This window comes from Bradyrhizobium sp. (assembly GCF_047605465.1).
Taxonomy (GTDB): Bacteria; Pseudomonadota; Alphaproteobacteria; order Rhizobiales; family Xanthobacteraceae; genus Bradyrhizobium.
Map to the genome: position 1 here is coordinate 22,880 of NZ_JASGFS010000060.1, position 19,196 is coordinate 42,075.

Sequence of the window (19,196 nt, forward strand, 5' to 3'; positions counted from 1 at the left end):
CTGTTTCAAGCCACGCCGCGGATCTGCCGGGGCGTCAATCCCGGCGGGCCGTTGCCCGCGCTCTCGGCGTCCTTGATCAGCGCAACAATGCGGCGCATCAACGGCACATCCACGCGGTTCTGCTCGGCAAGCGAGATCAGGGCGCCCTGGAGATAGTCGATCTCGGTCCGGCGGCCCTGCTTCAAATCCTGCCACATCGACGAGCGCGCCTCGGGATCGATCTTCATGGTCCGTCCGAGGATCGCGTTGAAGATCGTATCGGGCAGCCTCAGCAGGGTCGGCATCCATTTCGGCGGGATCGGCGTTGCCGAAACCGGCGTGATGCCGGCAGCCTTCATAGCAGCCACCCCCTCAACCATCTGATCCGCGAACAGTTTCCGCCATTCGCGATTCGCCAGTTGCGCGGCGAGCGGCATGTCCGACAACGCGCTGAGCGCATTGTTCAGGTTGATGATCAGCTTGCCCCATTGCACGCCCGCGATGTCGCGGCTCGGACGGATGTCGAGACCGGGGACCGAGAGTGCCGCGGCCGTGTTCTCGGCGTCCTCCCCGACATGGATGTCGCCGGAGGTCGAACGGTGGAAGCGGCCCTCGCCCATCGCGATGACGTTGAAAGGCACCATGCCGGCGAGCACGCGCCGGCCGCCGAGACGCTGGCGCAGGACGGCGACATTGCCGACGCCGTTCTGCAAGGAGACGACGACGGCGTCTTCCGGAGCGTGCTCTGCGATCTGGTCCGCCACATCGGCGGTGTCGGCGCTCTTCACGGTCACCAGCACGATGCCGGCGCGATGGAAGATCGAGGGATCGTCCGAGAGCGCGAGCTGGCCCGGATCCAGCTTCCTCTCGGAGCCGTCGAAATCGGTCAGGCGGAGGCCGAAGCGCTCGATCTCGGTCTTCACCCGTGGCCGCACCAGCAACGCGACGCGCCGCCCGGCGGCCCCCAGCACGCCTCCGACGAAACAGCCGATGGCACCGGCACCGGCCACCACGATCGGTCGATCCGCGTCCACCCGACCACGCTCCCTGAATGACCCGCTCTCGATAGCAGAGACGAGGCCGGCTGCCCATCGCGGTTGCGGCACATCTGCCTTGTAACCGTCATGAGAGCCCCATATGTTTTTGTTCCGGGGGCTATCATCGGCGAGAGGTCGCCAAAGGAGAACGCCATGGGTCTACTCGATGTCCTCAACGGCATGCAGAACGGCCCGCGGGGCCCGAGCACGCCGAGCTCACAGCAATCCTCCGGCGGCATGTCGCCGATGACCATGGCGATCCTCGGCCTCCTTGCCTGGAAAACGTTCAAGCATTTGACCGCAGGCCAGTCCGGCGCCGCACCGGCATCGCCGTCGACGCCCGTACCCCCGCCGGCGACAACGGGCGGCGGTCTCGGCGGCGCGCTTGGTGGCGCACTCGGCGGTGGCGGCGGCCTTGGAAATGTTCTCAAGGGCGGCCTCGGCGGCTTGCTCGCGGGCGGAGCGGCCGGCACCGTGCTGAGCGGCGGCCTCGGCGATCTGCTCAATCAGCTCCAGCAGAGCGGCCATGGCGAGACCGCGAACTCATGGGTCGGCAACGGACAGAACAAGCCGATCGCTCCCGGCGATCTCGCCAACGCGCTCGGCGCCGACCAGATCGAGAGCCTGTCCGCCCAGAGCGGCCTGTCACGCGACGAACTGCTCTCCGGCCTCAGCCAGTACCTGCCGCAGGTCATCGATCACCTGACGCCGGATGGACGTCTGCCGTCCGAGCACGAGATCTCGAACAAAATCTAGTCGAAGACCGGTCTAGGCGTTCAGGAAAGGGAGCACTGACATGAGCATGGGCGGCCTGTTGTGGATCATCGTCGTCGGCTTCGTTGCCGGCCTCATCGCGCGCTTTCTGGCGCCTGGACCGAACAACCCGAGCGGCTTCATCCTCACCACCATTCTCGGTATCGTCGGTGCATTCCTCGCGACCTTCGTCGGCCAGGCCATCGGCCATTACAGCCCCGATCAGGGCGCCGGATTCATCATGGCGACGATCGGCGCCGTGGTGGTGCTGTTCATCTGGCACCGGCTGGTGGCGAGCGGCGTGATCAAAGGGTAGCGCCTGGTTGCTTCAGGCGCGATTGATCACCAAACGCGATGTCGTCCCGGCGAAGGCCGGGACCCCTAGCCACCGAACTGAGTTCAGCGAAGATTCGTCATCGCCGGCTTCACGCCACAATCGGCTGCCGGCTGATGGGTCCCGGCCTTCGCCGGGACGATAATCGTGTTTGCCGCGCTGGCGGAGCGCGACCTCACGTAATCAGATGCATTCCCGCATCCATCCGCACGACCTCGCCGGTCATGTTGCTAGAGGCCGGCATCGCCAGGAAGCAGACGAGCTGCGCGATATCGTCGGCGGATGATGCGACCTTGAGCGGCACCTTCGCCACGACGCTGTCCCGCACCTGCTTCGCGCCGTCCTCGCCGCGCCCCTTGGTGAACCAGGGCGTATCGATATAGCCCGGGCATACCGTGTTGACGCGGATCAGAGGCGCGAGCGCGCGTGCCAGCGACAGCGTCATCGTGTTGAGCGCGCCCTTGCTCGCGGCATAGGCGATCGACGACCCGACGCCGCTGATGCCGGCGACCGACGAGACGTTCACCACGGCCGACGGGCGACCCGACGCCTTCGCGCCGGCCTCGAGCAGGCTGCGTGCGGCACGCACCATCTGGAACGGCCCGATGGTGTTGACGCCGTAGAGCCGCTGGAAATCCTCCGCCGACAATCCGTCGAGATTGCCATGGGCGACATGCTTGGTGGTGCCCGCGTTGTTGACGAGCATGTCGAGCCTGCCCCAGCCCGCGGCCGCCGCGACGATCTTCCGGCAGTCCTCGTCACGCGAGACATCGCCCTGCGCGACCAGGACCTCGGTAGCGCCGGCCTTGCGGCAGGCCTCCGCGGTGGCCTCGGCCTCCTTCTGGCTCGACGAATAATTGATCACGAGCCGCGCCCCGCTCCGCGCGAGAATTTCCGCGGTCGCCGCGCCCAGGCCGGATGCGGACCCCGTCACGATTGCGCACAAGCTGTCCTTTGCCATCCGGTTTTCCTTCCCTGTGTTGACTGCATGCTCTTTCGATGGAGCCGGCCTTGTTTAGCGAGTTTGCGGCACCCTGCAAATCGAGCAAACTCCGCTAAGCGGAATTAATCCGTTCCCCATGCCGACGCCGCAGATGCACCTGCGATCAGCGCTTGTCAGGGCCATGGCTTTTTCCGATCATCGGGCGCAAGAAGAGACCGCGCGCCAGCCCTAGGCCGGACGCCAATGGCAAAACACGGGGAACGCTGTGGCGGAGAGTGACAATATCGTCGTCGAGACCGCGGAGAAGATTTTCGCCGACCTCGCCGATCCGCAAACCATCAACAACGACAAGAAGGACGCGTGGAAGGCGCCGCTGTGGCAGGCGCTGAGCGAGGCCGGCTTGCCGCTCTCCTGGGTACCGGACGACCTCGGCGGCTCCGGCGCAAGCCTTGCCGACGGCTTTGCGTTGCTCAACGCCGCCGGACGCTTTGCCGTCGCGGTTCCGCTGGCCGAGACCATGCTGGCGGGTTGGCTGCTCGCACAGGCGAAGATCGCCTCGCCCGAGGGCGAGATGACCGTGCTGCCGGCGAGCCCGAAGGATCGCATCACGCGCGATGCCGATGGCGCCCTCTCCGGCCGCGCCCGCGGCGTTCCCTTCGCCAAGGCCGCCAGGCACTTCGCTGTGCTCGCGCACGGCAGGGACGGCGTCTCGATCGCGCTGATCGACGCGGCCAAGGTCCGGATCGAGGCCGGACTCAATGTCGGATACGATCACAGCGATATTGTCACGCTCGACAAGGTTCAGCCGGTCTCGGTCAAGCCTGCGCCGAAGGGCTTCGACCAGACCTCGCTGATGCTGATGGGCGGCGTTGCGCGGAGCCTGCAGATCGCAGGCGCGCTGGAAGCGATGCTCGACATCTCCGTGCGTTATTCCAACGAGCGCGTCGCCTTCGAGAAGAAGATCTCGAAATTCCAGGCGGTGCAGCACAATCTCGCCCGCCTCGCCGGCGAATCCGCGGCGGCATTGGCGGCCGCGACTTCCGCGGCCGACGCCATCGCGAATGCGACGTCGTTCGACGACGCGGTCTATCTCGAAGCGGCCGCCGCAAAGATCCGCTGCGCGGAAGCCGCGGAGAAAGGCGGCGGCATCGCGCACCAGGTGCATGGCGCGATCGGTTTCACGATCGAGCACATCCTGCATCGCTACTCGTTGCGGGCGCTCGCCTGGCGCGACGATTTCGGGTCGGAGAGCCACTGGGCCGTCGAGCTCGGCAAGCTCGTCGCCGATCGCGGCGCCGACGAATTGTGGCCGCTCGTGGCTTCGCGATGATCAGGGGACGAGACCTATGACCGCTGCCCTCCGTTTCGATCCGATCCGCCTGCCGCCCGAATGCGAACAACTGCGCAAGGAAGTGCGCGCATTCCTCGCGGACGAGATCGCCGCCGGCACCTTCGATCCGCACAAGCCCAACCGCGAAGACACCGACGCGCCGGAATTCTCCCGCCGGGTCGGCGCCAAGGGCTGGCTCGGCATGACCTGGCCGAAGAAATATGGCGGCCAGGAGCGCTCCTTCCTCGAACGTTATGTCGTGACCGAGGAGATGCGCATCGCGAACGCCCCGACGCGGCGGTTCTTCGTCGCCGACCGGCAGAGCGGCCCGGTGCTGTTGAAATACGCGCCCGAGCACATCAAGATGGAGATCCTGCCGCGCATCTGCCGCGGCGAGGTCTGCTTTGCGATCGGCATGAGCGAGCCGAACTCCGGCTCTGATCTGTTCGCGGCGAAGACGCGCGCGACCAAGACCGACGGCGGCTATCTCATCAACGGGACGAAGATCTGGACGTCGTCGGCGCATATCGCCGACTACATGATCGCGATCTTCCGGACCTCGCCGCCGACCAAGGAAAATCGCCGCCACGGCCTGACGCAATTCCTGGTGAAGATGAAGCAGCCGGGCATCAAGGTGAACCCGATCGGCCAGATCACCGGCCAGTTCGAGTTCAACGAGGTCGTCTTCACCGACTTCTTCGTGCCCGACGACCACGTGCTCGGCGAGGTCGACGGCGCCTGGAAGCAGGCGACATCAGAGCTCGCCTATGAGCGCTCCGGCCCCGAGCGTTTCCTCGAAACCTATTACGTGCTGACCGAGCTCGTGCGCGCGGTCGGCCCCAACCCGGACACGCGCAGCGCCGAAGGCATCGGCCGGCTGGTCGCGCAGCTCCACACCATGCGGCGCATGTCGGTCTCCGTGGCCGGCATGCTGCAGGCCGGCAAGGAGCCGGTGGTGGAGGCGTCCATCGTCAAGGACATCGGCACGGTCTGGGAGCAGCAGCTTCCGCACCGCGTCCGCGATCTTGCCGCCTTCGTCGAGGAGACCGCAACCAACCGCGAGACGCTGGAGCGGCAACTCGACTTCGCCATCAAGACCGCGCCGAAACTCACCATCCAGGGCGGCACCACCGAGGTGCTGCGCGGCATCATCGCCCGCGGGCTTGGACTGCGCTAATTCACGCGAGGATCATCATGACCACCTACAAAGATATCGGCGTCGAGAAGGTCGGGCACGTCGGCACCATCGAGATTCGCAGGCCGCCACTCAACTTCTTCGATATCTCGCTGATCAACCAGATCGCGGACGCGCTCGACGAATTCGACCGCGACATCGAGATCCGCGCATCGGTCCTGTCGGCGCAAGGCAAGGCGTTCTGCGCCGGCGCCAATTTCAACGATCCGGCGCGGCAGGCGCAGGAGGCCGATGAAGCCAGGAAGGCAGCGAAGGGCGATCCCGCCGACAGCCTCGGCGCGATCAACCATCTCTACATCCAGGCCGTGCGCATCTTCCGCGCAAAGAAGCCGATCGTGGCGGCCGTACAGGGCGCGGCCATCGGCGGCGGGCTCGGGCTCGCGGTGTCGGCCGACTTCCGCGTCACCTGCCCCGAAGCGCGTTTCTCCGCCAATTTCACCAAGCTGGGTTTCCATCCCGGCTTCGGCCTGACCGTGACGCTGCCCGAGCTCATCGGCAAGAACAACGCCGAGCTGATGTTCTACACCAGCCGCCGCGTCACCGGCGAAGAGGCCGTGAAGTGGGGCCTCGCCAACGAGTTGGTGCCGCAGGACCAGGTGAAGGCGGCGGCGATGAAGCTCGCCGGCGAAATCGCCGAGTGCTCCCCGCTCGGCCTCATCTCCACCCGCGCCACGATGCGCGCGGGCCTCGCCGACCGCGTGATGGCCGCGACCAATCACGAGCTCGCCGAGCAGACGCACCTGCGCGCCACGGAAGATTTCAAAGAAGGCGTGAAGGCCACAGAAGAGCGGCGCGCGGCGAACTTCAAGGGGCGGTGACCGCGACCGCATCGCCGTATCACTCCGGCGCCTTTCAACTTCCCTGTCGTCCCGGCTCAGGCCGGGACCCGTACTCCGAGGAGAAGTTGAGTCAGGAGGCAGGTAACTCCGTGCCTCGTCCAACCTGATTATGTGGTTATAAGTCCAGGCCTGCGCCGGGACGAAGGTCGTGCTCGCAGCCGGCCACATCCGCCCCAAGCCGGAGGTCGCGGACGCTCAGGCAGCGAGCCGGAACGTTACCCCGCCCAGCACGAATTCGTTGCCTGCGACCGCCAGTCCCTTGGCCCGTGCCGCATCGAGCACACGCGTTGTGTCGGTCACCCGAAACTCCAGCGCACTCATGAGCTCGCTCGCGCCCTTCACGAAACGGAACGTCGCATTGGGCAATTTCAGTTCATCATCGCCGTTCGGCGCAACGCCGATGATCTTGCCCCAATGCATAGCGAGGCCCCGCGGATCCGGCCCCTGCATCTCCACCGCCGTCAGCGCTTTCGTCACATCCTTGCGGATGAAGGCCTGCCAGTCCGGACCAGCAGGCGGATACGGCCCCAGAATGTCGTCGCTCCCGTCGGTGTGATTGAACTCGATGAAGGCCGCGCGGCAGTCGCGGGGATGGAGCTGCACGCCGTGATAGGGCGCATGGTCGATGACATTGGCGGTACGCACGCCCAGCGCGGTGGCGTTGCGGCCGCGCTCATCGGGATCGTCGCAGCAGAAGATCGCCATGTAGCCGCCGCGACCGCCGCTCTTGGCGATGAAACGGCCAGCCGCAGTGCCGTCCCTGAACGGTGCGACGACTTCGAGGAGGATGGTGTCGACGGGGAGCAGGGCATTCTCCAGACCGTATTTCGCCACATTGCCGTCACGATAGCAGACGGCGAGCCCCATGATCTCCGCAATGTCGGAGATCACCGGCTCGAGCTGCGGCGCAACCAGGCAGATCTGCCGCAGCCGCATGTAGGGGGCCATCGTCACGCGCCCTTGAACGCCGGCTTGCGCTTCTCGACGAAGGCCTTCGCCGCTTCCTTGTGATCCTCGGTGTCGCTGCAGCGGGTGTGATGGATCGCCTCGCCGTCGAAGCAATCCTCCAGCGGAAGGTGCTCGGCATTGTTGATGTTGCGCTTGATGTAGCCGAGCGCGATCGAGGGCCCCTGCGCCAGCGACAGCGCGAGCTCGTGCGCGGCCGCGTCGATCTCGGCATCGGGCACGACCTTGGTCACCATGCCGATCGCGTGCGCTTCCTTCGCCGTGAGCACCGGCGAGGTCAGATAGAGTTCGCGCGCCCGCGCGCTGCCGAGCAGCTGCGTGAGGAAATAGGTGCCGCCATAGTCGCCGGAGAAGCCGACCTTGGCGAAGGCGGTCGTGATCTTGCAGGATTCCGAGGCGACGCGCAGGTCGCACGACAGCGCCATCGAGAGCCCCGCGCCGGCCGCCGCGCCGTCGAGCTGCGCCACCACGGGCTTCGGCATCTGGTGCAGGATGCGCGAAACCTCCATGCCGCGGCGCAGATTCGCCATCTTCACCTCGAAGGGCAGCGGCGCGCGCCCTGCCGCCATCGACTTGACGTCGCCGCCCACGCAGAAGCTGCCGCCGGCTCCCTTGAGCAGCACCGCCCGCACCTCGGGATCATCGGCCGCGCGCCGCGCCGCTTCGACAAGCCCGGTCACCATCTCCGGGTTGAGCGCATTCTTGCGCTCGGGACGGTTCATGGTGATGGTGAGCAGGCCGCCTTCGAGCTTCTGCAGGACCATTTCGTTGCTCATGGGAATTTCCTTCTTGTTGTTCGATGGATTTATCACCACCGTCGTTGAGAGCAAAGCGAAGCAATCCAGAGATGCCTCAGCGGAGACAGACCGGATTGCTTCGTCGCTTCGCTCCTCGCAACGACGGTGGCTATTTCTTCACCAGCGGACAGCGCGACAATTCCAGCGGCTGGAACGCCTCGCTGCCGGGCACGGTGGCGAGCAGCTTGTAGTCGTCCCAGCGGCCCTTCGATTCCAACGGCTTCTTGACCTCGAACAGGTACATATCGTGGATCATGCGGCCGTCCTCGCGAATCTTGCCGTTATGCGCGAAGAAGTCGTTGATCGGGGTTTCCTTCATCACCTTGATCACGGCAGCGGAGTCGGTCGTGCCCGCCGCCTTCACCGCCTTCAGGTAATGCATCACGGACGAGTAGACACCGGCCTGCGCCGAGGTCGGCACCCGCTTGGTGCGCTCCATGAAGCGCTTCGAGAACGCGCGCGTCTCGTCGTTGAGATCCCAGTAGAACGCTTCGGCGAGCAACAGGCCCTGCGCGGTCTCGAGCCCGATCGAATCGATGTCGGAGACGAAAGCCAGCAACGGCGAGACCTTCTGGCCGCCCTTGGTGATGCCGAACTCGGCCGCCTGCTTGATCGCGTTGACGGTGTCGCCGCCGGCGTTCGCCAACCCGATCACCTTGGCCTTCGACGCCTGCGCCTGAAGCAGGAACGACGAGAAATCGGAGGTGTTGAGCGGATGACGCACGCTGCCGAGCACCTTGCCGCCGGTCTTGGTCACGACGGCGCTGGTGTCCTTTTCCAGATCCTGGCCGAAGGCGTAGTCGGCGGTCAGGAAGAACCAGGTGTCGAGGCCCGACTTCACGGCCGCAAGGCCGGTCACGTTGGCCTGGCCGTAGGTGTCGAACACGTAGTGGATGGTGTAGGGACCGCAGGCCTCGTTGGTGAGACGGATCGAACCGGGGCCGTTGAACATGATGATCTTGTTGCGCGCCTTCGCGATCTCGGCCGCGGCCAGCGCGGTCGCGGAAGCCGCGACGTCGTAGATCATCTCGACGCCCTGATTGTCGATCATGTCGCGGGCGATGTTGGCGGAGAGATCGGCCTTGTTGAGATGGTCGGCCGCGAGCACCTGGATCTTGCGTCCCAGCACCTCGCCGCCGAAGTCCTCGACCGCCATCTTGGCCGCGGTCTCGCTGCCGGGACCGGTGATGTCGGCATAGAGGCTGGACATGTCGAGAATGCCGCCGATCTTCAGGGGCGGCTTGTCCTGGGCCTGCGCGACGCTGGCGCTCGCTGCAAGCGCGGCGGCGAAAATGCCGGACATGACTCTTTTCATCGAAATGAACCTCCCTCATCACGCCGCGCTCTGCTGGCGGCTTGAGCATGATTTTTGCGGCGATCATGCCGCATGCGGCAGACCGCAGCAAGCGCGGTCGCGAAGCAAGCGACTGTCCGCGCAGATGATTTCCGCAAAGCGGAATGGCCAGCACGAGACGTCACCACATCGTCATCGCGAGCGCAGCGAAACCATCCGGAATTCTCTCCGGAGAAATAGTCCGGACTGCTTCGCTGCGCTCGCAATGACGGCGTGTGAGGACGAAGCTCTCTTCAACAACGGCCGCATCCGAGCTAGAGAGAGAATGACCTACAACCTCTCCGGGCAACGTGACGCGATCGCTCATCCTCTTCGCGACGGCAGCGCTGGTCCTCGCCTCGCACATCGCTGCGTTCGCGAGCCCGTGCCAGTTCGAGTCTCAAGGCGCGGGACGCGTCGCAGCCGTCGTCGATGCCCGCACTGTCCGTCTCGATGACGACCGCGAAGTCCGTCTCATCGGCATCGAGCCCACGGCAGCCACCAGGCAGGCGCTGGCCTCAAGGCTGATCGGCCGCGACGTGAGGCTGCGCGGGATCGACGACACGCCCGACCGTTACGGCCGGCAATCCGCCCTGGTGTTCCTCGGCGAGGACGAGGCTCCCATCCAGGCCCTGCTGCTCGCCCAGGGCGAGGCCATCGCCTCCGCCGAGATCCTCGACAAGGACTGCGCAGCCGCCCTGATGTCGTCCGAAGCCGGGGCGCGGCGCGAAAAAAAGGGCAACTGGGCTGACCCGTCGGCCATAAAAAACGCGGAAAGTCCGGACGATATTTTGGCCGGGATCGGGCGCTTTATGGTGGTCGAGGGCAAAGTCCTGTCGGTCCGGCAAGCTGGGGCAATGACCTACCTCAACTTCGGACGGAACTGGACACGCGGCTTCGCGGTGACTATTTCAAAGCGTATCTGGCCGGCGTTTGAAAGCGCCGGGGTAGCCCTTAAGTCCCTGGAAAATCGAAATATTCGAGTCCGGGGCTGGGTCGAGGGGAATGCGGGGCCACGTATCGATGTGCACCGGGTGGGGCAGATCGAGTTGCTGGGCGCCAACGAGCCGACAGGGGTAAGGCCTTAAAGGCCAGGCACGGATCAAGCGACGTGAATGGGGTGCTAGAACGGCACGGCAAGGGTGAAGCACGCCGCCTTCGGGTAGCGCCGGCTGCGCTGTGCCTCGTGCTGGGCGCGACGCTGGCCGGCTGTGGCGACATGGGCCGATTCCAGACCGCCGTGACGGCGCCGACGGTGGCGATGCCCAAGCCGAAGCCGGCAGTGGCGCAGACCCCCGCCACCGAAAAGGAGCACGAGCGCATCCTGGCGAGCTATGGCGGCACCTACGACGACCCCAAGCTCGAGGCGCTCGTCACCAAGACCGTCGAACGGCTCGTCGCCGCGTCCGACCGTCCGGACCAGGGCTACAAGGTCACGATCCTCAATTCCGGCGCGGTAAACGCCTTCGCGCTGCCGAACGGGCAGCTCTATGTGACGCGCGGCCTGCTCGCGCTCGCCAGCGACACCTCGGAATTGTCCTCCGTGCTCAGCCACGAAATGGCGCATGTGCTGTCCAAGCACGCCGCGATGCGCGAGGACCAAGCGCGCCAGGCCGCGATCGTCACCCGCGTCGTCACCGACATGAGCAACGATCCCGATCTCACCGCGCTGGCGCTGGCCAAGACGAAGCTCACCATGGCGAGCTTCTCGCGCAATCAGGAGTTCGAGGCCGACGGCATCGGTGTCGGCATTTCCGCCCGCGCACATTTCGACCCCTACGGCGCCGCGCGTTTCCTCTCGGCGATGGAGCGCAATGCGGAGCTCAAGGCCGGCAAGAGCTCGCTCGATCCGCGCGCGCAGGATTTCACCTCGTCGCATCCGGCGACCCCCGAGCGCGTCCAGAATGCGCAGACCATCGCGCGCCAATATGCTGCGCCGGAAGGCGCAGAGCGTGACCGCGAGACCTATCTCGCCGCGATCGACAACCTCGTCTACGGCGAGGATCCCAGCGAGGGCTTTGTCCGCGGCCGGCGCTTCCTGCATCCGAAGCTCGGCTTCACCTTCCAGGCGCCCGACAATTTCACGCTCGACAACACCGCGCAGGCCGTGATCGGCGTGCGCGAGGGCGGCACCCAGGCGATGCGCTTCGACGTCGTGCGCGTGCCCGCCGAGCAGTCCCTGGGCGATTACCTCAACTCGGGATGGATGGAAGGCGTCGACAAGGCGTCCACCGAAGACCTCACCATCAACGGCTTTCCGGCCGCATCCGCCAGCGCCAAGGGCGATCAGTGGCAGTTCAAGGTCTTCGCGCTGCGGTTCGGTAGCGACGTCTACCGTTTCATCTTCGCCACGAAGCAGAAGTCGATCGAGAGCGATCGCAACGCCCGCGACACCGTCAATTCATTCCGCCGGCTGACCCTCGACGAGATCCAGGCGGCGCGCCCCCTGCGCATCAAGGTCATCACCGTGCAGCCCGGCGACACCGTGGAGTCGCTCTCCCACCGCATGGCCGGCGTCGACCATCCCGCGGAGCGCTTTCGCGTGCTCAACGGTCTCGATGCACATGCGCAGGTCAAGGTCCGCGACCGCGTGAAGATCGTCTCTGACTGACGGGCCGCCAACGCGGCAGCATGATACCGTGACGTTCCGCCAGCGCCACGATCTCCTTGAGCGTTGCCCGTCCCACGTTCGGCGCCGACCGAATCTCGCACTGGCTGAGCGCGCCAAGCGATTCCGGGGTGAGCTCCTTGCCCTCCAGCAATCTTTCGATTGCACTCCGCGCGCGGCCGCTGAGACCGTCGAGCACCACCGCCCCGCTAGTTGACGAGTACCGCGCCATCGCAACGGATACCCGACACCCACACGTCGGCCTGGCCGACCCCGACACCGAGCGTCGACAGAACCGTGACGATGAGCTGATCAATCGGGCCGGTGGCTCCGGACAGGATGCCGCTGACGACCGACGTCAGTCCCGGAATGGGAAGCCCGACGCCGTTGACGCTGAGCGAGAGGTCGCCGAGCAGGCTCGAGGTCAGCGAGGATGTGAAGTTTTGCGTGGTCACCGTCTTCGCCGTTTGCGACTGAATGTCGGCGTAGCTGAAATTGACCGATGTCGGCGAGGTATTGCCGATCGCGGCATGGGCAAGGCCCGAGACGTTGAGGCCGGCGACACTGACGAGCACGGCGGGGGGCGGATTCGGCTTGCTCGTGAAGTTCGTCATGTCCGCCAGCGAGACGTTGCCGATCCACGCGTCCACGAGTCCGGGCGTCACGCCCAGCGTCACCGTCGAATTGGCCATGTTCGCATGGTTGCAGGCGATGGCGTTGAGCGTCGCCGTTCCCTGGGCGATCTCGACATAGAGCGGCAGGGTCACGGACGGAACGACGCCGCTGCCGCCGATCTGGACCATCAGCAGGATTCGCGTCTGGGCGGTGTGAACGCTCGCACCCTGCGTGCCGACCGCCAGCCAGACCGAACCGACGGGACGCTCGCCAACCGTCACGATCAGGCTGGTGCTGGCGATGCCCGGCAGCCCGAGATTGACCGGCGCGGCGATCTGGTGCGTGCCGTTGGCGACCTCGGCGATCGCCGACACCAGGCTGAGAACGGACACGCTGACGCCGACCTTCGGCTTCTGGCCGGCGATCATGCCGTCGTAGGGTCCGAGGTCCAGCATCGAGCCGAGACTGATCTTGGTCGAGAGGCCGGACACGGCCTGCGAGATCGTCGACAAGGCGATCGTGGCCGAGCCGGCTCCGTTGGTCGCGTGCTGCGCCGCGAGCGCCGCGGCGATCACGTCGGGCAGCTTGACGTTGCCCGTCAGCAGCGAGTTGTAGGTCACCCCGGTCAGGTTCACGCGCGTCGCCAGGGCCGACAGGAAGTCGAAGGCATCGATGTTGGCACTGAGCAGCGATTGATAGTCCATCGCCGAGAGCGAGAGGGTGGTGCCGAGCATGCCGCCGAGAACGGCATTCAGCAGGCCTCCGTTGATCGACAGCAGGCGCGAGCCGATGGCAAAGGAAGCGAACGCGGTGCTCGAGGCCGTCGCCTGCGTGTTGATCGTGAACTGGGTGCTGCCGGTGATGTAGCGCGCGAAATAGAGCGGGGTCGTCGTCGTCAGCGACACCCGGGCGGCGTTCGCGGCAGGTCCGGTCGCAGGCGTCACGAAGCGAGCCTGCGGCGTTACCGCGGCGTTGGGCGTGTAGGTCCCGAGATCGACGGCGGCGAGCGCGCTGGCGGGATAGTTGTTCTTCACGACCGTTGCGGAGGCGGCATTGTAGGCGTTGGTGATGTTGCTCGCGGCGACGATGGCGGCGAGATCGGCGGCGCTCTGCGCCTTCCGCTTGTCCGCGAAGATCGCTCCGACATCCACGCCGAGCGCAGCGCAACCGATCACCAGGGTCATCACCCCGACGCCGATGATCGTGAAGTTGCCGGAGCGATCGGCCGTGAAACGCCGAATCAGCGACGTCAGCTCCATGTCAGAAACCTCCGTAAGGGATTACCGCAGATCGTGAGATCGATGGCGGCAACGGCGGCACGAAGGGGAGCGAGAAGATGAAGCTGGCGGAGGCGTCGTAGTTGACCGTGACGACGTAGACGTTCGCATCCGCACCCGATGGCGCGGCCACGACATTGACTTTCCTGGCGTCGAGAAGCGGATAATCCGCGACGTTGGTCGTCACGTAGGATGTGGCGAGGCTGTTGCGCTCGGTATCACTGAGGCCTGCAACCGACGTTCGCGCAGCTTCCGCTGCGAGTTGCTGAATACCGTGGATCATCGCGAGGTATGAACCGAAGACCACGATTCCGAATATCATCGTCAGAAACACCGGAAGCATGATCGCGAACTCGACCGCAGACGCTCCGTTCTCGTCCCGAGTAAAGCACATGTGAAAATTGCCTCTTCTTCCCAACCTCGAAGAGCTTGAGAAGGGCGCATTTATAATGTATGGACAAAATTACACGTAACAGTTGAAGTAGTCATGCATGCGGATAGACATATAGATTTCTATCGGATGCTCGGCGCGAGGCAGAGACATAGAAACCAGGCGTTCACCTAAAATCGTTGGACTGCGAAGATATGGTGGGCTGCACTCAATCAAAAAAACACGGTCGGACAGGGAGATGAGACTTCATTGATGTTCGCTGCCTGAAGGAGCCGCGATGCGTCTGCAGCAAATTCAGAATATTCCCATGGAAATCATGCGCACCGTCGTCGCGATCGCCGAGACGGGCAGCATGTCCAAGGCAGCTGAGCGGCTCAACCTGAGCCAGCCTGCGGTCAGTGCTCAGATCAAGCGGCTGCAAAGCCTGATCGGCGGTGAACTCTTTGCTCGAACCGCGAACGGAACGGCCCTGACCGAACTCGGCAAGCTCGCACTGCAACAGGCGCGCCGCATCATCGATGCCAACGACCAACTGCTGAGACTCGGAGGAGCCGACAAATATCCGGTTCGCCGGCTCGGCCTCAGTCAGCTTCTCGCCGAACGGTTGTTCGACGAGTTCAGCAAGGAGAGTCTCTCCAACGTCTTCGTCTCCGCCGAGCATTCCGGCGAAATCCGCAGAGGCCTGCTCGAAGGATTCGTCGATATCGCCTGCCTGTTCCTGCGCGAGAATTTCGGCCAGGAGCTCGAAAACCTGGTCGTCGGCGACTTCCAGTTCGAGACGAGCTGGGTCAGGTCGAATGATTTCGTCGCGCGGCCCGGCGCGCCGATTCCGATCATCACTTTGCCGGAAGACAATTGGATGATCGAGCCGCTCGACCGAAGCGGCATCGCCTATCGCGTGGTGCTGCGGAGCTCGGACTCAGCCGTGCGCATCAGTGCCGTACGCGCGGGACTTGGCATATCGGCCATGCCCAGCGCCCTGGCGACGCCGGACATCGTCAAATCCAGAGACTACTATCTGCCCAAGCTGCCGCCCTCGCGCGCGGTCGTCTGCATCCGCGAGGGACTGACGGATTCCGACGTCAAGCAGCTGGCGAAGCGGTTGTCGGCACTTCTTGCGAATCTCGACGCCGGCGCGAACTCTCCGAAAGCCAGCGCGCCGCGTCACTGACGTTCGCGGTCGCGATGGCTGCCGGCGCGATCGTGCTCAGTTGGCCGAGGGGGTGCCCGCGTCCATGTCGCCCGGCTCGCGGTGGCCGCTCAGCCAGAGCGCGAGCAGGGTCCAGAACGCGCCGGAGAGCAGATACGCACCCGAGGCGATGACGCCGAGATTGGTCGCGAGCAGCAGCGCCACGAGCGGAGCGAAGCCGGCACCGAACAGCCAGGCGAGGTCCGAGGTCAGCGCCGATGCCGTGTAGCGGTAGGCGTGCCGGAAGTTCGAGGCGATCGCACCCGACGACTGGCCGAAGGACAGGCCGAGCAGGATGAAGCCGATCACCATGTAGATGGTCTCGCCGAACGGGCCGGCGTCGAGCAGCTGCGGCGCGAAGCCGCTGTAGATCGCGATCGCGATCGCCGATCCCATCAGCAGCGACTTGCGGCCGACCCGGTCGGCGATGACGCCGGAGGCGACGATCGCGGCGAGGCCGAACACGGCGGCGACGATCTCGATGATCAGGAAGCGCACCGGGTTTTCACGGGTGAACAGGAACACCCAGGACAGCGGAAAGACCGTGACCATGTGGAACAGCGCGAAGCTCGCCAGCGGCGCGAACGCGCCGAGCATGATGTTGTGGCCTTCGCGTGCGACGGTGTCGGAGATGCGCGCGGGCTGGAGGTCGCGGTTTTCGAACAGCGAGGCATATTCCTCCGTCGTCACCATGCGCAGGCGGGCGAACAGCGCCACGACGTTGATGGCGAAGGCGACGAAGAACGGATAGCGCCAGCCCCAATCGAAGAAATCGTCCGCCGAGAGGTTGCCGGCGAAATAGGCGAACAACGCGCTCGCCACGATCAGCCCGAGCGGCGCGCCGAGTTGCGGCACCATCGCGTACCAGCCGCGCCTGGACGGCGGCGCATTCAGCGCCAGCAGCGAGGCGAGACCATCCCAGGCGCCGCCCCAGGCCAGACCCTGCGCGATGCGCGCCAGCGCCAGCAGCCAGATCGCGGCCGCTCCGATCTCGTGATAGCCCGGCAGGAACGCGATCGCGACGGTCGCGGTGCCGAGCAGGAACAGCGCCGAGATCAGCTTGGCCGCCTTGCCGTACTGCCGGTCGATCGTCATGAAGATGACGGTGCCGAGCGGCCGCGCCACGAAGGCCAGCGCGAAGATCATGAAAGAATAAAGAGTGCCGGTCAGTTCGCTCGCGAACGGGAACACCAGGCGCGGGAACACGATCACCGAGGCGATCGCGAAGACGAAGAAGTCGAAGAATTCCGAGGTGCGGCCGATGATGACGCCGATGGCGATCTCGCCGGGACTGGCCTGGTCGTGGCCATGCTCGCCCGAGTGGATGTCTGCCATTGCGGGGGTCTGTGCCGTCGCCATCGTGCGCCCTTAACGTCCTGAAAACCAAAGCCGAGCACCCGGCAGGGGCCGGGCATTCCGGACTTGTCTGACCCAACATTTCGCACTGCAACATTGGACAAATTGTCCAATGTCCGGATTGCTGCGCCGCAGCTACCCGTTGGCCCCGCAAAGGAAACTCATTCTAAAAAGGCTCGGCCCGTGTCTCGTCTCAAGATCCTGGCGCTACTACCTTTGGCAGTTGCGCTTAGCGGCTGCAACTACGTCGTGCTGGCGCCAGCCGGCGATATCGCTGCCCAGCAGCGTGACCTCGTCATCATCTCCACCGTCCTGATGCTCCTGATCGTCGTCCCCGTGATGGCGCTGACGGTGCTGTTCGCCTGGCGCTATCGCCAGTCCAACACGTCCGCCCGCTACGAGCCGGAATGGGATCACTCGACCAAGCTCGAACTGGTGATCTGGTCGGCGCCGCTGCTGATCATCGTCTGCCTGGGCGCGCTGACCTGGATGGGCACGCACCTGCTCGACCCCTATCGCACGCTCGGCCGCATCCATGCGGACCGCGCCATCGACCAATCCAAGGCGCCGCTCGAAGTCGATGTCGTCGCGCTCGACTGGAAATGGCTCTTCATCTATCCGGACTACGGCATCGCCACCGTCAACGACCTGGCGGCACCCGTCGACCGCCCGATCAACTTCCGCATCACCGCATCCTCGGTGATGAACTCGTTCTACATTCCCGCGCTCGCCGGCCAGATCTACGCGATGCCGGGCATGGAGACGAAGCTCCACGCCGTCGTGAACCACGCCGGCTCCTACAAGGGCTTCTCGGCGAACTACAGCGGCGCCGGCTTCTCCGGCATGCACTTCATGTTCCACGGCCTCGACGACAAGGGCTTCGACGCCTGGATCGCCAGCGCCAAATCGGCCGGCGGCTCGCTCGGCCGCGCCGAATACCTCCAGCTCGAAAAACCCAGCCAGAACGAGCCGGTGCGCCGCTTCGGCACCGTCGACGCCGATCTCTACCGCCTGATCCTCAACATGTGCGTCGAGACCGGCAAGATGTGCCAGAGCGAGATGATGGCGATCGATGCCAAGGGCGGCCTCGGCCATGAGGGCCTGAACAACACGCTGCCGCTCGCCTACGACAAATACGCCCGCCGCGGCACGGCATTCGGACCCGAGCCGACCTTCGTTGCCGGCACCTGCACGCCGGATGCACCGCAGGGCCAGACCACGGCGTCGATCAAGGCTCCCGCCGATGCCACGCCGCTGCTCGGCGCCGGCCTGAAGCGGCCGAGCTTCACGCCGTTCAAGTCGTCGTCCTTCTTCCTCGGACTACGTCCGAAGTCAGACTCCTAACGAGAGCTCGCATGTCTCCTGATCTTCTCAAGCTCATCTTCGGCCGCCTCGGCATCGAATCGCTGCCGCTGCACGAGCCGATCGTCGTCGGCACCTTCGTCGTGGTCGCCCTCGGCGGCATCACGCTGCTCGGCGGCCTCACCTATTTCCGTCTCTGGGGCTATCTGTGGCGCGAATGGTTCACCACGGTGGACCACAAGCGCATCGGCATCATGTACATGATCCTCGGCATCGTGATGCTGCTGCGCGGCTTCGCCGACGCGCTGATGATGCGCGGCCAGCAGGCGCTCGCCTTCAACGGCTCCGAAGGCTACCTCAATGCCCATCACTACGATCAGGTCTTCACCGCCCACGGCGTGATCATGATCTTCTTCGTGGCGATGCCGCTGGTCACCGGCCTGATGAACTACGTCGTGCCGCTGCAGATCGGCGCCCGCGACGTGTCGTTCCCGTTCCTGAACAATTTCAGCTTCTGGATGACGGTCGGCGGCGCGGTGCTGGTGATGGCCTCGCTGTTCATCGGCGAATTCGCCCGCACCGGCTGGCTCGCTTATCCGCCGCTCTCGAACATCGGCTACAGTCCGGATGTCGGCGTCGACTATTACATATGGGCGCTGCAGGTCGCCGGTGTCGGAACGACCCTGTCGGGCATCAACCTGATCTGTACCATCGTCAAGCTGCGCTGCCCGGGCATGACCATGATGAAGATGCCCGTCTTCACCTGGACCTCGCTCTGCACCAACATCCTGATCGTCGCTTCCTTCCCGGTGCTGACCGTGGTGCTCGCGCTGCTGTCGCTCGATCGCTACGTCGGCACCAACTTCTTCACGAACGATTTCGGCGGCAGCCCGATGATGTACGTGAACCTGATCTGGATCTGGGGCCATCCCGAGGTCTACATCCTGGTGCT

18 protein-coding genes are annotated in these 19,196 nt (G+C 65.0%); 10 read left to right on the forward strand and 8 right to left on the reverse strand.

The features are described 5' to 3' along the window. Positions 1-5 precede the first annotated feature (5 nt). A complete protein-coding gene (locus QM712_RS29640; RefSeq protein WP_415026694.1) occupies positions 6-1,013 on the reverse strand; it encodes a 2-dehydropantoate 2-reductase in 1,008 nt (335 codons plus the stop codon). 156 nt (positions 1,014-1,169) lie between these two features. Here QM712_RS29640 and QM712_RS29645 point away from each other — a divergent pair, with 156 nt between their 5' ends. Both QM712_RS29645 and QM712_RS29650 read left to right on the forward strand, forming a co-directional pair. Then, on the forward strand, positions 1,170-1,772 hold the full coding sequence (locus tag QM712_RS29645) for a YidB family protein (RefSeq protein WP_415026695.1): 603 nt from the start codon (positions 1,170-1,172) through the stop codon (positions 1,770-1,772). Positions 1,773-1,812: 40 nt separating this feature from the next. Further along, positions 1,813-2,085, forward strand: a complete 273-nt coding sequence (locus QM712_RS29650; RefSeq protein WP_194479162.1) for a GlsB/YeaQ/YmgE family stress response membrane protein — start codon at positions 1,813-1,815, stop codon at positions 2,083-2,085. Positions 2,086-2,278: 193 nt separating this feature from the next. Here the strand turns inward: QM712_RS29650 and QM712_RS29655 are convergent, their stop codons facing one another. After that, the gene (locus QM712_RS29655) at positions 2,279-3,064 is read right to left on the reverse strand and encodes an SDR family NAD(P)-dependent oxidoreductase (RefSeq protein ID WP_415026696.1); all 786 of its coding nucleotides are present in this window, start codon (positions 3,062-3,064) and stop codon (positions 2,279-2,281) included. Between the two features lie 247 nt (positions 3,065-3,311). Between QM712_RS29655 and QM712_RS29660 the strand changes: the two genes are divergently transcribed. From QM712_RS29660 to QM712_RS29670, 3 genes are read left to right on the forward strand one after another with little or no spacing between them, the layout of a single operon-like run. Next, the gene (locus QM712_RS29660; protein WP_415026697.1) at positions 3,312-4,376 is read left to right on the forward strand and encodes an acyl-CoA dehydrogenase family protein; all 1,065 of its coding nucleotides are present in this window, start codon (positions 3,312-3,314) and stop codon (positions 4,374-4,376) included. Between the two features lie 16 nt (positions 4,377-4,392). Then, complete coding sequence (locus QM712_RS29665) at positions 4,393-5,553, forward strand: acyl-CoA dehydrogenase family protein (RefSeq protein WP_415026698.1); 1,161 nt, start codon at positions 4,393-4,395, stop codon at positions 5,551-5,553. Positions 5,554-5,570: 17 nt separating this feature from the next. Further along, a complete protein-coding gene (locus QM712_RS29670) occupies positions 5,571-6,389 on the forward strand; it encodes an enoyl-CoA hydratase/isomerase family protein (RefSeq protein ID WP_415026699.1) in 819 nt (272 codons plus the stop codon). Between the two features lie 216 nt (positions 6,390-6,605). On the opposite strand, the gene QM712_RS29675 is transcribed toward QM712_RS29670, so the two are convergent. From QM712_RS29675 to QM712_RS29685, 3 genes are all read right to left on the reverse strand, one after another. Beyond that, complete coding sequence (locus QM712_RS29675) at positions 6,606-7,358, reverse strand: hypothetical protein (protein WP_415026700.1); 753 nt, start codon at positions 7,356-7,358, stop codon at positions 6,606-6,608. Positions 7,359-7,360: 2 nt separating this feature from the next. After that, positions 7,361-8,152 carry an enoyl-CoA hydratase gene (locus tag QM712_RS29680; RefSeq protein WP_415026701.1) on the reverse strand — a complete coding sequence of 264 codons (792 nt, stop codon included), beginning with the start codon at positions 8,150-8,152 and terminating at the stop codon, positions 7,361-7,363. A gap of 130 nt (positions 8,153-8,282) precedes the next feature. After that, positions 8,283-9,488, reverse strand: coding sequence for an ABC transporter substrate-binding protein (locus QM712_RS29685; RefSeq protein ID WP_415026702.1), 1,206 nt, complete (start codon positions 9,486-9,488; stop codon positions 8,283-8,285). 329 nt (positions 9,489-9,817) lie between these two features. Here QM712_RS29685 and QM712_RS29690 point away from each other — a divergent pair, with 329 nt between their 5' ends. After that, on the forward strand, positions 9,818-10,594 hold the full coding sequence (locus tag QM712_RS29690) for a thermonuclease family protein (protein WP_415026703.1): 777 nt from the start codon (positions 9,818-9,820) through the stop codon (positions 10,592-10,594). A gap of 131 nt (positions 10,595-10,725) precedes the next feature. Then, on the forward strand, positions 10,726-12,117 hold the full coding sequence (locus QM712_RS29695; RefSeq protein WP_415026710.1) for a M48 family metalloprotease: 1,392 nt from the start codon (positions 10,726-10,728) through the stop codon (positions 12,115-12,117). Positions 12,118-12,323: 206 nt separating this feature from the next. On the opposite strand, the gene QM712_RS29700 is transcribed toward QM712_RS29695, so the two are convergent. Both QM712_RS29700 and QM712_RS29705 read right to left on the reverse strand, forming a co-directional pair. Further along, complete coding sequence (locus QM712_RS29700) at positions 12,324-13,988, reverse strand: pilus assembly protein TadG-related protein (protein ID WP_415026704.1); 1,665 nt, start codon at positions 13,986-13,988, stop codon at positions 12,324-12,326. Position 13,989: 1 nt separating this feature from the next. Further along, positions 13,990-14,400 (reverse strand): TadE/TadG family type IV pilus assembly protein, encoded by a 411-nt coding sequence (locus QM712_RS29705; RefSeq protein WP_415026705.1) that lies wholly within the window; start codon positions 14,398-14,400, stop codon positions 13,990-13,992. 304 nt (positions 14,401-14,704) lie between these two features. Here QM712_RS29705 and QM712_RS29710 point away from each other — a divergent pair, with 304 nt between their 5' ends. Continuing rightward, positions 14,705-15,568 carry a LysR family transcriptional regulator gene (locus tag QM712_RS29710; protein ID WP_415026706.1) on the forward strand — a complete coding sequence of 288 codons (864 nt, stop codon included), beginning with the start codon at positions 14,705-14,707 and terminating at the stop codon, positions 15,566-15,568. Between the two features lie 36 nt (positions 15,569-15,604). Here QM712_RS29710 and QM712_RS29715 read toward each other — a convergent pair whose 3' ends face one another. Next, the gene (locus QM712_RS29715; RefSeq protein ID WP_415026707.1) at positions 15,605-16,945 is read right to left on the reverse strand and encodes an MFS transporter; all 1,341 of its coding nucleotides are present in this window, start codon (positions 16,943-16,945) and stop codon (positions 15,605-15,607) included. Between the two features lie 180 nt (positions 16,946-17,125). On the opposite strand from QM712_RS29715, the gene cyoA reads away from it, so the two are divergent. Next, positions 17,126-18,286: a ubiquinol oxidase subunit II gene (gene cyoA, locus QM712_RS29720; RefSeq protein ID WP_415026708.1), complete on the forward strand. Its 1,161-nt coding sequence runs from the start codon at positions 17,126-17,128 to the stop codon at positions 18,284-18,286. A gap of 11 nt (positions 18,287-18,297) precedes the next feature. Next, positions 18,298-19,196, forward strand: an 899-nt coding sequence (locus tag QM712_RS29725) for a cbb3-type cytochrome c oxidase subunit I (protein WP_415026709.1), incomplete at its 3' end; no start/stop codon positions are given.

Coding starts and splice junctions, on each gene's coding strand:
- QM712_RS29710 (WP_415026706.1), top strand. CDS start 14,705: ATGGAAATCATGCGCACCGTCGTCGCGATCGCCGAGACGGGCAGCATG.
- QM712_RS29650 (WP_194479162.1), top strand. CDS start 1,813: ATGAGCATGGGCGGCCTGTTGTGGATCATCGTCGTCGGCTTCGTTGCC.
- QM712_RS29680 (WP_415026701.1), bottom strand. CDS start 8,152: ATGAGCAACGAAATGGTCCTGCAGAAGCTCGAAGGCGGCCTGCTCACC.
- QM712_RS29655 (WP_415026696.1), bottom strand. CDS start 3,064: ATGGCAAAGGACAGCTTGTGCGCAATCGTGACGGGGTCCGCATCCGGC.
- QM712_RS29700 (WP_415026704.1), bottom strand. CDS start 13,988: ATGGAGCTGACGTCGCTGATTCGGCGTTTCACGGCCGATCGCTCCGGC.
- QM712_RS29685 (WP_415026702.1), bottom strand. CDS start 9,488: ATGAAAAGAGTCATGTCCGGCATTTTCGCCGCCGCGCTTGCAGCGAGC.
- QM712_RS29665 (WP_415026698.1), top strand. CDS start 4,393: ATGACCGCTGCCCTCCGTTTCGATCCGATCCGCCTGCCGCCCGAATGC.
- QM712_RS29645 (WP_415026695.1), top strand. CDS start 1,170: ATGGGTCTACTCGATGTCCTCAACGGCATGCAGAACGGCCCGCGGGGC.
- QM712_RS29705 (WP_415026705.1), bottom strand. CDS start 14,400: ATGTGCTTTACTCGGGACGAGAACGGAGCGTCTGCGGTCGAGTTCGCG.
- QM712_RS29695 (WP_415026710.1), top strand. CDS start 10,726: ATGGGCCGATTCCAGACCGCCGTGACGGCGCCGACGGTGGCGATGCCC.
- QM712_RS29715 (WP_415026707.1), bottom strand. CDS start 16,945: ATGGCGACGGCACAGACCCCCGCAATGGCAGACATCCACTCGGGCGAG.
- QM712_RS29670 (WP_415026699.1), top strand. CDS start 5,571: ATGACCACCTACAAAGATATCGGCGTCGAGAAGGTCGGGCACGTCGGC.
- QM712_RS29675 (WP_415026700.1), bottom strand. CDS start 7,358: ATGGCCCCCTACATGCGGCTGCGGCAGATCTGCCTGGTTGCGCCGCAG.